This is a genomic window from Pseudomonas sp. ADPe, assembly GCF_014843515.1.
In the GTDB taxonomy this organism is placed as follows: domain Bacteria; phylum Pseudomonadota; class Gammaproteobacteria; order Pseudomonadales; family Pseudomonadaceae; genus Pseudomonas; species Pseudomonas citronellolis.
This window is the reverse complement of record NZ_CP062122.1, coordinates 6,736,072-6,748,553: the sequence shown is the minus strand read 5'-3', so window position 1 is coordinate 6,748,553 and position 12,482 is coordinate 6,736,072. Positions and strand designations below refer to the sequence as shown.

The following is a 12,482-nucleotide window of genomic DNA, read 5'->3' as shown; positions in this document are numbered from 1 at the left end:
GCAAGGGGCATCGCAGCTCTTACCTTTGCTCGGACCGCACGCGGGCGGGCGCGTGCGATCCATTTCATGCGCACAGTGTCGCGCGAAAACCCGCCCGCGCAAGGCGAGGCGAGGAACGGCAGGCAAGGCAAAAGGGGGCGGCTGCTAGAAGCCGCTGACTCGTCGGTGCCCCGGCTCGTCCAGGTGCATGCCGAAGGCCAGCTGGAAGAACTCGGCGAGCTGTTCGTCGAGCACCTCGCCGTCCAGCGAGTCCAGCTGCGCGCCCAGGCGGCGGGTGCGCTGGCCATGGGCGGCGTACTGCTCGTGGACCAGGCCCTGGAGTTCGGTATCGGCGACGATGCGGTAGAAGCTCGGTTGCTGGCTGCCGCCCAGGCGGGCGAACAGGCACAGTTGCAGGTGATCGTCCTCGTCCACGAGCAGTTCGACCTGGCAATCCAGGCCGCGGTCGCGGGCGAAGCGGCTGGCTTCCTCGAAGGCGGGCAGGGCCTTCTGCAGGACGTGGGTCTCGAAGGTGAAGAGGAAATCTTCCTCCGCGGGCCCCGAGGCCCTGGGTGCAGAGTCGTACATGCCGGCGGCTCCTGTGCGGGGGATAAGGAAACACGCAAACGGACCACGCAATCCCGGCGCCACACCTCGACCGCGCCGGACGACAACGCCCATGACACTTGCCTGGCGCCAATCTGTCAATGAGTTCCCCGGCATATGCGCGGCGCTGCAAATAGCCAGGGGTTCGAAGCGGCCGGGCTCAAGGCGCCGGCGCGCCGGCCAGGGCGGGGAAATCCTCCGGGGTGAGGGTTTCGCGCTCCAGCAGCAGTTGCGCGCCGGCCTCCAGGTCGCTGCGGCGTTGCTCCAGCAGGGCCCGGGCGCGGCGGAAGGCCTCGTCGATCAGCTCGCGCACGCACAGGTCCACCTCGCGGGCGGTCTGCTCCGAGTAGTCCTTTTCGCGCAGCCCCGCCAGGTGACCGTTGTCGCCTGCCAGATAGGGCGCGTTCTGCCGCTCCAGCACGGCCTGGCCGAGCTGCTCGCTCATGCCGAAGCGCGTCACCAGTTGGCGGGCGATGTCGGTGGCCTTGGCCAGGTCGTCGGCGGCGCCGGTGGAAATCTCGTCGAACACCAGGGCCTCGGCGGCGCGCCCGGCCAGCAGCACCACCATGCGGTCCTTGAGCTCCTGGCGGCCGATCAGGAAGCGGTCCTCGGTGGGCCGTTGCAGGGTGAAGCCGAGGGCGCCGATGGAGTGGGGAACGATGGAGACCTTGTGCACCGGGTCCATGCGCGGCAGCGAGGCCGCGGCCAGGGCGTGGCCCATCTCGTGGTAGGCCACCACCTTGCGCTCCTGCGGCAGCAGCAGCCGGCTGCGCCGCTCGGCGCCGGCGACGATGCGCTCCACCGCGGCGGTGAAGTCGGCCATGTCCACCGCCTCGGCGCCGCGCCGGGTGGCGCCGATGGCGGCTTCGTTGACCAGGTTGGCCAGGTCCGCGCCGGTGAAGCCGGTGGTGATGGCGGCGATCTGCCCGCAATCGAGGTCGGCGGCGGCGCTGACGCGTTTCAGGTGCACCCGCAGGATGGCCTCGCGGCCCCGGCGGTCCGGGCGGTCGATAAGAATCTGGCGGTCGAAGCGGCCGGCGCGCAGCAGGGCCGGGTCGAGCACTTCCGGGCGGTTGGTGGCGGCCAGCAGCACCACGCCTTCGCGCGGGTCGAAGCCGTCCAGCTCGGCGAGCAGTTGGTTGAGCGTCTGCTCCTTCTCGTCGTTGCCGCCGAAGGCGCCCAGCCCGCGCATCTTGCCCAGGGCGTCCAGCTCGTCGATGAAGATGATGCAGGGCGCGGCCTTGCGCGCCTGCTCGAAGAGGTCGCGCACCCGCGCAGCACCCACGCCGACGAACAGCTCGACGAACTCCGAGCCGGAGATGGAGAAGAACGGCACCCCGGCCTGGCCGGCCACGGCCTTGGCCACCAGCGTCTTGCCGGTGCCGGGCGGGCCCACCAGCAGGATGCCCTTGGGAATCCGCGCGCCCAGGCGGCTGTAGGTGGGGCGATCCTTGAGGAAGGACACTACCTCCTGCAGCTCGGCCTTGGCTTCGTCGATACCGGCGACGTCGTCGAAGGTCACCCCGGTGTCGCGCTCGACGAACACCCGCGCCTTCGACTTGCCGACGCTGACCATGCCGCCGAAGCCCTGTTTCTCGGCCAGACCGCGGAAGAAGAACACCCACAGGCCGAAGAACAGCAGCACCGGCAGCAGCCAGCCCAGCAGCTTGGCCAGGCCGCTCTGGGTGACGCCGGAGAAGTCGACCTGGGCTTTCTCCAGCTCCGCCGCCAACTGCGGCTCGACGCGGTTGGTGGTGAAGCGCGTGCGGCCCTGGATCGGCTCCTTGAGGGTGCCGCTGATGCGTTCCTGGTCGACGCGCAGGTCGCTGACCTTGCCGGCGTCCAGCAGGCGCTGGAACTCGCTGTATGGAATCGGCGCCTCGGCCGAGTACTCGCCCAGCCAGTTCTGCACCAGCAGCATGGCCACGAAGGCCACGACGAAATAGCCGAGGTTCCATTGATGGTGCTTTTCCATGGCCATGCTCGCTCCCGTGCCGGCAGGGGGATGGATGCACGCCGGGCTCCGGCGTTGGCGCCATTGAGGCACGAACCGCGGCGCGGGAACTTGGCCGGGATCAAACAAAGGCGGAGCGGCGTGTGCGAAGGATAGCCGCCGGGCTCAGTGGCCGCCGCGTTGCAGCTGGAAGCGGCAGACCTGGCCGCCGCGCAGCAGGCTCCAGGGTGGCCCGAAGCGTGGCTAGCCGGGCGCCAGGCTCAGGGGCTTGGCCGGCCGCTGCTGTTCCGACAGCGCCATGTCCAGCGCCTGGCGCAGCTCCAGCGCCAGTTTCGCCACGGCGCGCAGGCTGTCCCAGTCGTGGCGGGGGATCTGCGGGATGGTCAGTTCCACGTCGCAGCTGTTGGGCGCGAGCAGTTGCACGGTCATCGAACCGTCCGCTTCGAGGGTGCACTGGCAGCGGTAGGGCGTGAAGCTGTCTTCGAGAATGCGTTTGGCCTGCAAATAGGTTTGCATCGGGTGGCTCCCGAGTTATCGACTTGATTGAAGCGGGTCCGCAGGGTACGGCGAAGCTGGGATCGGTCGTCCGATCACGCCGAAAAGCCGACGTCAGGAAATGAACAGTAGCTTGCTAGCGAGTTGCCGTTATAACGATTTCTCATCTGCAACCAGCGAACGCTCCTTTCGCCGCCCGGCAGCGCCATGGTGGCAGGGGCAGGGCGGGCCCGGCGACGGACCCGGGGGAACGCGGTGAGCGCCTGACCTTGCGCGGCAGGGACGATCCCTGGGCCACCTGGCGCGACACCCTCCAGCGCCTGACACAGCGGATGTGGCGGCAGTTGGGGGAGGCGCGCCAGGTGCCTGTGTGCGATTCACCCGGTTGTTTCTGTGGAGGTTTCAACGATGGATAATCGCGGACGGAGTTCGCTCCGGAAGCACGGCTTTTCGTAGGATGGCGTTGAGCGAAGCGATACCCATCAGCGCAACCGCATGGGTTTCGCAAGCTCAACCCATCCTACGAAAAGCGCCTCGGTGCAGTCGGCTCCATCGCGAACAGCGCTTGCGCTGGCCCGCAGGGGAATAACCCAAATAGACAGTTGCTTATAAGCGCATCCGGATATCGCAGCGGCAGGTATGTTCCAGGATTCCAGATAAAGAGCGGCTATCCACGGGCGGATATACGATATCGCCGTATAGAATTACCGGGCCTGGAATGATCGTTTGGACTACATAGACGTCGACAGCGGAACGCCCTCCTATAAATCCGTGCCGGTTCGGGTGATGCGCTCGGAAGTCAACTGAACCAAGTTTCCAACATATAACCGGGGTGCCAATGACACCCCTTTTTTTCAGCCTTACTTGCAGTTCGGAATAAACCATTCGGCACGCGCGATGACGATTGTCATGCGCCCGCTATTATCTGGTAGTCTCGAACGCCCAACCGTGATGGTAGTTGCCAAGCAAAATGACAGAAGAACTCCCCAATCCCCAGGCAGTCGACAGTCCGATCACCAGTAGCGCGATCTTTCTCGTGATGACGCTGGTTTCCGGCGAGGAAAACCGCGATGCCGTGCGCGCATTGTGCGGGGATATCGCCGCCCTAGTGCGTTCGGTCGGCAAGCGGGCGCCGGCGGGCAATCTTTCCTGCGTCGTCGGCTTCGGCTCCGAGGCCTGGGACAGGCTGTTCGGCGCGCCTCGCCCGGCGGCGTTGCACACCTTCCGCGAAGTGGGTTCCGGCGAGCGCGTGGCCGTTTCCACGCCGGGCGACATCCTGCTGCACATCCGCGCGGACCAGATGGACCTGTGCTTCGAACTGGCGACCCAGGTGGTCATCCGGCTGGGCAAGGCGGTGGAAGTGGTCGACGAAGTCCAGGGCTTCCGCTACTTCGACATGCGCAGCATGGTCGGCTTCGTCGACGGCACCGAGAACCCTGCGGGCCGCGAGGCGGCCCACTTCACCCTGATCGGCGACGAGGACCCCGGCTTCGCCGGCGGCAGCTACGTCATCGTGCAGAAGTACCTGCACGACATGGCCGGCTGGAACCAGCTGTCCATCGAGGCCCAGGAGCGCATCATCGGGCGCACCAAGCTGTCCGACATCGAGCTGGACGAATCGGTCAAGCCGAGCTGCTCGCACAGCTCCCTCACCACCCTGGTCAAGGACAGCAAGGAAGTGAAGATCCTGCGCGACAACATGCCTTTCGGCCGGCCGGGGGCGGGGGAGTTCGGCACCTATTTCATCGGTTATGCCCGCTCGCCCGAGCCCATCGAGGAAATGCTGCAGAACATGTTCGTCGGGCGCCCGGCGGGCAACTACGACCGCCTGCTGGATTACAGCCGCGCGGTGACCGGCAGCCTGTTCTTCGTGCCTTCCGCCGACCTGCTGGAACAGCTCGGCGAATAACTTTCCCTATCCGGACGATTTTCCCGGAAACTACCCCGGACTATTGCGGCGACTCACTTCGCCGCAATAGTTTCGCAGGAACTCTGAAGTTGCTCCGGCATGTTCCGCTGAGTTTCCGCCGCTTCATTGTTTTGTAACTATAGCGTTGCTGTTTATCATCTTTCGTTGCTTGGCTGTCGTCGATTTCGTCTGGCGCTCTTCCACTTCCCGGACTATGGTGAACGGACGGTGTAATAGCCGTTCCTGCTTTTCGAGTTCTCCTGTCTCTTTCGTTTCGAAAAAAACAGTGCATGTCCAGGCTTCGGGTTCGTTATTGAACTCATCCACGGGTATGCGCTGCTGGAGATGCGGCCGCTCGATTACAAGCACCCACTTGTTGCGTGGAGAAAGTTCATCATGGCGACTCTCTGTGAAATCTGTAATGCGCGACCCGCCGTTGCCCGCGTGACCGTCGTACAGAATGGCGAGCGCAAGTCGATGTCGATCTGCGACCACGACTACCGTCAGTTGATGCGGCACCAGAGCATGCTCAATCCGTTCGACTCGCTGCTGGGGGGCGGCGGGCTTTCGCGCTTCTTCGACAGGTTCGGCGGCGCGGGCGAGGAGGGCGATGGCTTCGGCATGGCCGCCGAAGTGCCCCGCGAGTCGGTCGACGCCACCGACGCCTTCAGCGCCCAGACCCTGGAGATACTCCAGCGAGCCGCGGAAAAGGCCCACGAACTCAGGCGCAACGAGCTGGACACCGAGCACCTGCTGTACGTGCTGGCCGATACCGACGTGGTGGTCGCCCTGCTCAAGGAGATAAAGCTGTCCCCGCAGGACATCAAGGGCTACATCGACCAGCACGCGCAGACCGGCAACGCCTCCGCCGACGCGCCGGTGGACCGCATGACCATCTCGCCGCGCCTGAAGAAGGCCTTCCAGCTGGCCTTCCAGGCCTCGCGGGACCTGGGGCATTCCTACGTCGGCCCGGAGCACCTGCTGATCGGCCTGGCCTCGGTGCCCGAGAGCCTGGCCGGCACGCTGCTGAAGAAGTACGGCGTGACCCCCGAGACGCTGCGCCAGAAGGTGGTCAAGATCGTCGGCAAGGGCGCCGAAGACGGCCGCGTGGATACCCCCAGCGGCACGCCGACGCTGGACAAGTTCGGCCGTGACCTCACCCAGCTGGCGCGCCAGGGCAAGCTCGACCCGGTGCTGGGGCGGGCCCAGGAGATCGAGAACGCCATCGAGGTGCTGGCCCGGCGCAAGAAGAACAACCCGGTGCTGATCGGCGAACCCGGCGTCGGCAAGACGGCGATCGTCGAAGGGCTGGCCCAGCGCATCGTCAACGGCGACGTGCCGGAGGTGCTGCGCGGCAAGCGCCTGGTGGAGGTGAACCTGAACTCGATGGTCGCCGGCGCCAAGTACCGCGGCGAGTTCGAGGAGCGGGCCAAGCAGCTGATCGACGAAGTCACCGCCAAGCACGACGAGCTGGTGCTGTTCATCGACGAGCTGCACACCATCGTCGGCGCCGGGCAGGGCGGCGAGGAGGGCGGGCTGGACATCGCCAACGTGCTCAAGCCGGCCCTGGCCCGCGGCGAGCTGAGCCTGATCGGCGCCACCACGCTCAACGAGTACCAGAAGTACATCGAGAAGGACGCCGCGCTGGAACGCCGCTTCCAGCCGGTGTTCGTCCCCGAGCCGACGGTGGAGCAGACCATCGTCATCCTCCGGGGCCTGCGCGACAAGCTCGAGGCCCACCACCAGGTGACCTTCGCCGACGACGCCTTCGTCGCCGCCGCGGAGCTCGCCGACCGCTACATCACCAACCGCTTCCTGCCGGACAAGGCCATCGACCTGATCGACCAGGCCGCCGCCCGCGTGCGCATCGGCGCCACCTCGCGGCCGGCGGACATCCAGGAGCTGGAGGCGGAGATCGCCCAGCTCAAGCGCGAGCAGGACTACGCGACCTCGCGCAAGCGCTTCGACGAGGCGAAGAGCTTCGAGGAGCTGATCGGCGAGAAACAGACGCAGCTGGAGGAACGCTCCGAGGCCTGGGAGCGCAAGACCGGTTCCGAGACACTGGAGGTCACCACCTCGTCCATCGCCGAGGTGGTCTCGCGGCTGACCGGCATCCCGGTGGCGGAGCTGACCCAGGAAGAACGCCAGAAGCTGCTGAAGATGGAAGAGACGCTGCGCGAGCGGCTGATCGGCCAGGAGCACGCGGTGGTGGCGGTCAGCGATGCGGTGCGCCTGTCCCGCGCGGGCCTCGGCCAGGCCCACCGGCCCATCGCTACCTTCCTGTTCCTCGGCCCGACCGGGGTGGGCAAGACCGAGCTGGCCAAGGCGCTGGCGGAGAGCGTGTTCGGTGACGAGCAGGCGATCATCCGCATCGACATGTCCGAGTACATGGAGCGCCATGCCGTGGCCCGGCTGATCGGCGCGCCGCCCGGCTACGTCGGCTACGACGAGGGCGGCCAGCTGACCGAGCGCGTGCGCCGGCGGCCGTACAGCGTGATACTGCTGGACGAGATCGAGAAGGCCCACCCCGACGTCAACAACGTGCTGCTGCAGGTCTTCGACGACGGCCGGCTCACCGACGGCAAGGGCCGGGTGGTGGACTTCAGCAACACCATCATCATCGCCACCAGCAACCTCGGCGCCTCGATCATCATGGACAACCTCGAACGCCCCGAGGCCGAGCGCATGGACGACAAGGCGCTGCGCGACGAGCTGATGGGCGTGCTCAAGGGGCACTTCCGTCCGGAGTTCCTCAACCGCGTCGACGACATCATCGTGTTCCACGCGCTGTCCCGCGACGACATCCGCGCCATCGTCCGCATCCAGCTGCAGCGGGTAGTGCGCACGGCCGCCGCGCAGGACATCAGCCTGACGGTCGATGAGTCCCTGGTCGATCACCTGGTCGACGTGGGCTACCAGCCCGAGTTCGGCGCCCGCGAGCTGAAGCGGCAGATACGCCAGGAAGTGGAGACGCGCCTGGCGCGGGAAATCCTCGGGGACAAGGTGGTTTCCGGGGACAGCATCGCCCTGGGCTACGACAAGGAGGCCGGCAAGGTGACCCTGGAGAAGGGCGGCGCCCAGCCCCCGGCGGCCGAGCCGCCCGCGCCGCCGGCCGACGCGGAGCAGACCGGAACCTGAAGACGGGCGGACGGGTAGCGCTCCCGGCGGGCGCTACCCGTGCCGTCACCAGCGCTCGCCGGCATCGAAGCCCTGGCTCATTCGGCCTCCGGTCACCGTGGGGAAGAACGCCACCTCGTCGCCGCGGACTCATGGGCTTGCTTCATCGGGACTCCGGGGCGCGCGGGTCAGGGCGCCGGGCTGTAGAGCCTGGGCAGGCTGTGGTGGGGAAGGTGGATGAGGTTGAGCTGGTTGCGGCGCGCCCATTCCACGGTCAGGGCGGTGGGCGCCGAGAGGCTGACCAGGGTGCCGATGCGTGCCCGCACCGCCTTGTGAATGAGTTCCAGGCCGCAGCGGCTGGTGACGACGACGAAGCCCTCGGCGGGCTCGAAGCGCGCCTGGGCCATGGCGCCGATCAGCTTGTCCAGGGCGTTGTGCCGGCCGATGTCCTCGCGGCACAGGCGCACCTCGCCCTGGGCGTCGAGGTACAGGGCGGCGTGTAGGGCGCCGCTGTCGCGGGCGACCGTTTGGGCGGCGTTGATGCGCTCGCGCAGGCCCTCCAGCAGGCGCGCTTCCGGCAGCGGCGCCAGGCGCAGCGGGGTCAGCGCCGGCAGCGCCTGGTCCAGCGCTTCGACCCCGCAGATGCCGCAGCCGCTGGTGCCGGCCAGTTGCCGGCGGTGGTCCTTCAGCGCCCAGAAGGCGCGGTTGGTTATTTCGACCTGGGCCAGGTACGACTCGCCGGAACCGGTGATTTTTATATCGCGGACTTCATCCGGGGAAGTGACGATTTCATTGGTCAGGCTGAACCCCCTGACGAAGTCTTTCATATTACCTGGCGATATCATCATCACCGCTTGGTTGATGCCGTTATAACTGATGGCCAATGCCGTTTCCCGGGCAAGTACGGTCTCGCCGATTATCCAGCTCTCGCCCAACTCGACATAACTATAGGTTTGCGCGGGCGCGGGCGGCGCATTGATATCGGATATATCGGTTCGAGCTTCGTCGATCAGCTCCATCACGGCACCTTGTGTCTTGTTGCCTGTTTTCAGGTTACGCAGGCGATCAAATAACGTCCAATCGCTTGTTCCGATCCGTCAATAAGACTCATCTATGACGGAAACGACGCATTCGATGCAGGCCGGAAGTTGCTTTCACGGCCGGGTACGATGGCGCCGCTCTGCGCCGCCAGCAGCGCTTCGGGGCTGTTCAGGTTCTGCAGGCGCAGGGCAGGCCCTTGGCCTTTCCTCCCATTCTCCGGCCTTTTCCACCGGAGAGCAGAAGTCTGGAGCAGGGTATTTCGATAGTGCTCATGCTCGTTGTATCCGAAGGCTCGGAATCGAAGGCGGAAAACTGCAGAACTTGCAGCGGATGCGTCCAATTGCAAATGCTTACCGGAAGATAGATGCGCCTTATGGAAACACTCTTCTTGTCGATAGAAGACTCCGATCGGAGAGTTTGCCATATCGATTGGACGACGCCGGTCTTTGTCTCTAGTTTCCACGGAAACTTCCAACTGGAGCGATGCCCCGTGAGTGTCAAACCGAATACGGAATTCATTCCGCTGAACATCGCGGTATTGACCGTCAGCGATACGCGAACTTTCGAAAACGATACGTCGGGCGAGTTGCTGGCGAGCCGCTGCGTCGAGATCGGCCATCGCCTGGTGGCGCGCGTGCTGCTCAAGGACGACCTCTACCGGATACGCGCGCAGGTCGCCGCCTGGATCGCCGAGGAGGAGGTGCAGGTGGTGCTGATCACCGGCGGCACCGGCTTCACCGGCCGCGACAGCACCCCGGAGGCCGTCGCCTGCCTGCTGGACAAGCAGGTCGAAGGCTTCGGCGAGCTGTTCCGCGCGCTGTCGATCCTCGACATCGGCAGCTCCACCGTGCAATCCCGCGCCCTGGCCGGCCTGGCCAACGGCACCCTGGTGTGCTGTCTGCCGGGCTCCACCGGGGCCTGCCGGACGGCCTGGGAGGGCATCCTGGTCGAGCAGCTCGATTCGCGGCACCGCCCCTGCAACTTCGTCGCGCACCTCAAGCCCGGCAACGCCTGCGGGCCGCGCCAATGAAGGGCGCGGCGCCGATGCCGGTCGACGAGGCCCTGGGCCGCTTGCTCGACCTGGCGCAAGGCTCGCCCATCGCCGATATCGAGGAAATCGCCTACACCCTGGGCTACACCGACCTGGCCAACTTCCGCCGCGCCTTCAAGCGCTGGGAGGGCATGCCGCCCTCGGCGTACCGTGCCGCTCAGCTGAGGACGTAGTCCACCGGTTGCAGGGGCGGCGGCAGGTCCCTGTAGCCCAGGGCGCCGAGGATGTCGCGCTCGATGACGCGGACCATGGCGTCGGTGGGCAGGTCGTTCTCTTCGCGGCCGAAGGGGTCTTCCAGCTCGTTGCTGATGGCGTCCAGGCCGAAGAAGGTGTAGCTGACGATGGTGGTGAAGATGGGCGCCATCCAGCCCAGCGGCTCGGCCATGGCGAAGGGCAGCAGTATGCAGAAGATGTAGATGGTGCGGTGCAGCAGCAGGGTGTAGGGGAAGGGGATGGGCGTCGCCTTGATCCGCTCGCACACGCCCTGGGCATCGGTGAAGGCGGCCAGGCGCTGCTCCAGCGTCACGTAGCGCCATTCGCTGATGCGTTTTTCTTCGGCCAGCTGCGAGCAGACGCTGCCGATGTGCTGGAGGATGCCGTCGGTGACGTTGTGCGCGGCGATCGGCGTGTCGCTGGCGAGCCAGGGGCGGGCGGCCTTCAGCTCGTCCTCGTTGCGCAGCCGCGCGTTGAGCGCGTGGGCGTAGCCGCAGAGCGCGCGCAGCAGGCGTTCGCGCAGGGCGGCGTCGCTGATGGCGACGCTCTCGCGGATGAACGAGCGCATGTCGATGATCACCTTGCCCCAGGTCTTGCGGCCTTCCCACCAGCGGTCGTAGCAGGCGTTGTTGCGGAAGCTCATGAAGATCGACAGCGACAGCCCCAGCAGGGTGAAGGGCGTGGCGTTGACCCGCGCGAAGAACGCCGGATGGCGGCTTTCGACGAGCACGATCAGCGAAGCCAGCAGGGTGACCAGCAGGCTGCGGAAGGCGATGCGCTTGGCGATGGAGCCCTTGAGCGTGAACAGCACGCGCAGCATGTCGGGTTGCGATTGGACGATCATGGCGATTCCGGAAGGGGCGGCTAGCCGCCGGTCATGTTCATGAAGCGCAGGATCTGCACTTCGCCGCCGACCTCGAAGTGGTGGCGCTGGGGCTTGAGCCGCATGGCCTGGCGGATCGCCTTGTCCAGCCGTTCGGCGTCGCCGGGGTGGGCGCGCAGCACCTGCTTGAGGTCGGCCGAATGCTCGTTGCCCAGGCACAGCAGCAGGCGGCCCTCGACGGTCAGGCGCACGCGGTTGCAGCTGCCGCAGAAGTTGTGGCTGTGCGGCGAGATGAAACCGATGCGGATTTCCGGCGCCTCGGCCAGGCGGCAGTAACGCGACGGGCCCTGAGTGGATTCGGCGGATTCGATGAGGGTGAACCGCTCGCCGATGCGCTGGCGCACCTCGTCGCTGGAACAGTAGGACTCGTCGCGCTGGTGCTCGTCGATCACGCCCAGGGGCATTTCCTCGATGAAGGCGATGTCCAGCTGGCGGTCGATGGCGAAGCGCACCAGGTCGACCACCTCGTGGTCGTTGCGGCCCTTGAGCACCACGCAGTTGAGCTTGGTGTGGCGGAAGCCGGCGCGGCGCGCGGCGTCAATGCCGGCGATCACCTGCTGCAGGTCGCCGGTGCGGGTGAGCGCCTTGAAGCGCTGCGCATCCAGGCTGTCGAGGCTGATGTTCAGGCGCGCCAGGCCGGCGTCGTGCAGCGGCTGCGCCAGGCGCTGGAGCTGCGAGCCGTTGCTGGTCATGCACAGCTCGCGCAGGCCGGGGAGGGCGGCGATGCGCGCGCACAGCTCGACGATGCCCTGGCGCACCAGGGGCTCGCCGCCGGTGAGGCGGATCTTGCGCGTGCCCAGGGCGACGAAGCGCTCCGCCACGCGGTACAGCTCGTCGAGGGTGAGGATGCGCTGGCGCGGCAGGAACTGCATGTTCTCGGCCATGCAGTACACGCAGCGGAAGTCGCAGCGGTCGGTCACCGACATGCGCAGGTAATCGATCTTCCGATTGAAACCGTCGATGAGTTCGCCAGTATTTTCATTCAATTCCGAGTTGCCTCTCGAAGTGATCGTTCATTGCTCTTTGCACGCAAGCGTTGGCATCTTTTTATTAATGCTCTGGCGATCTTCGAGGTGAGGCTAGTCAGTTCGTCCAGGGGCGTCAAATTGCTTTTGATTACCGGTTGATAAGAGTGATCTATCAAGCGCCTTGATTGTCCATTCCGCCTTTCTGCTGCGGGCATTCCAGGGCTGATAGACGGTTCTGATCAGGGTTTAATTTATTTCGATTGGAC

The 12,482-nt window shown here is 65.9% G+C and carries 11 protein-coding genes; 4 read left to right on the top strand and 7 right to left on the bottom strand.

Features of this window, described 5'->3' with window-relative positions; translation table 11 throughout:
- Window positions 1–144: 144 nt before the first annotated feature.
- From IG194_RS30475 to IG194_RS30465, 3 genes are all read right to left on the bottom strand, one after another.
- Entirely contained in the window at window positions 145–567 is a 423-nt protein-coding gene (locus IG194_RS30475; RefSeq protein ID WP_058489820.1) for a hypothetical protein, read from the bottom strand.
- 178 nt (window positions 568–745) lie between these two features.
- Window positions 746–2,560 carry an ATP-dependent zinc metalloprotease FtsH gene (gene ftsH / locus IG194_RS30470; RefSeq protein WP_058490983.1) on the bottom strand — a complete coding sequence of 605 codons (1,815 nt, stop codon included), beginning with the start codon at window positions 2,558–2,560 and terminating at the stop codon, window positions 746–748.
- A 222-nt stretch (window positions 2,561–2,782) separates the two neighbouring features.
- Window positions 2,783–3,055, bottom strand: coding sequence for a DUF1652 domain-containing protein (locus IG194_RS30465; RefSeq protein WP_009621889.1), 273 nt, complete (start codon window positions 3,053–3,055; stop codon window positions 2,783–2,785).
- Window positions 3,056–4,004: 949 nt separating this feature from the next.
- Here IG194_RS30465 and IG194_RS30460 point away from each other — a divergent pair.
- Window positions 4,005–4,943 carry a Dyp-type peroxidase gene (locus IG194_RS30460; protein WP_058489819.1) on the top strand — a complete coding sequence of 313 codons (939 nt, stop codon included), beginning with the start codon at window positions 4,005–4,007 and terminating at the stop codon, window positions 4,941–4,943.
- 123 nt (window positions 4,944–5,066) lie between these two features.
- On the opposite strand, the gene IG194_RS30455 is transcribed toward IG194_RS30460, so the two are convergent.
- Window positions 5,067–5,270 (bottom strand): hypothetical protein, encoded by a 204-nt coding sequence (locus IG194_RS30455; protein WP_153010640.1) that lies wholly within the window; start codon window positions 5,268–5,270, stop codon window positions 5,067–5,069.
- A 66-nt stretch (window positions 5,271–5,336) separates the two neighbouring features.
- Between IG194_RS30455 and IG194_RS30450 the strand changes: the two genes are divergently transcribed.
- Window positions 5,337–8,081, top strand: a complete 2,745-nt coding sequence (locus IG194_RS30450; RefSeq protein ID WP_412536115.1) for an AAA family ATPase — start codon at window positions 5,337–5,339, stop codon at window positions 8,079–8,081.
- A 167-nt stretch (window positions 8,082–8,248) separates the two neighbouring features.
- On the opposite strand, the gene fdhD is transcribed toward IG194_RS30450, so the two are convergent.
- Window positions 8,249–9,079, bottom strand: coding sequence for a formate dehydrogenase accessory sulfurtransferase FdhD (gene fdhD, locus IG194_RS30445; protein ID WP_058489817.1), 831 nt, complete (start codon window positions 9,077–9,079; stop codon window positions 8,249–8,251).
- 512 nt (window positions 9,080–9,591) lie between these two features.
- On the opposite strand from fdhD, the gene moaB reads away from it, so the two are divergent.
- Together moaB and IG194_RS33125 are read left to right on the top strand one after the other, a co-directional pair.
- Window positions 9,592–10,131: a molybdenum cofactor biosynthesis protein B gene (moaB, locus tag IG194_RS30440; protein ID WP_058070373.1), complete on the top strand. Its 540-nt coding sequence runs from the start codon at window positions 9,592–9,594 to the stop codon at window positions 10,129–10,131.
- Window positions 10,132–10,145: 14 nt separating this feature from the next.
- On the top strand, window positions 10,146–10,325 hold the full coding sequence (locus tag IG194_RS33125; RefSeq protein WP_052267791.1) for a helix-turn-helix domain-containing protein: 180 nt from the start codon (window positions 10,146–10,148) through the stop codon (window positions 10,323–10,325).
- On the opposite strand, the gene IG194_RS30430 is transcribed toward IG194_RS33125, so the two are convergent.
- Together IG194_RS30430 and moaA are read right to left on the bottom strand one after the other, a co-directional pair.
- On the bottom strand, window positions 10,310–11,209 hold the full coding sequence (locus IG194_RS30430; RefSeq protein WP_058489816.1) for a bestrophin family protein: 900 nt from the start codon (window positions 11,207–11,209) through the stop codon (window positions 10,310–10,312). The two genes, IG194_RS33125 and IG194_RS30430, sit on opposite strands and share 16 nt — an antisense overlap.
- 20 nt (window positions 11,210–11,229) lie before the next feature.
- Entirely contained in the window at window positions 11,230–12,234 is a 1,005-nt protein-coding gene (gene moaA / locus IG194_RS30425) for a GTP 3',8-cyclase MoaA (protein WP_058489815.1), read from the bottom strand.
- Window positions 12,235–12,482 lie beyond the last annotated feature (248 nt).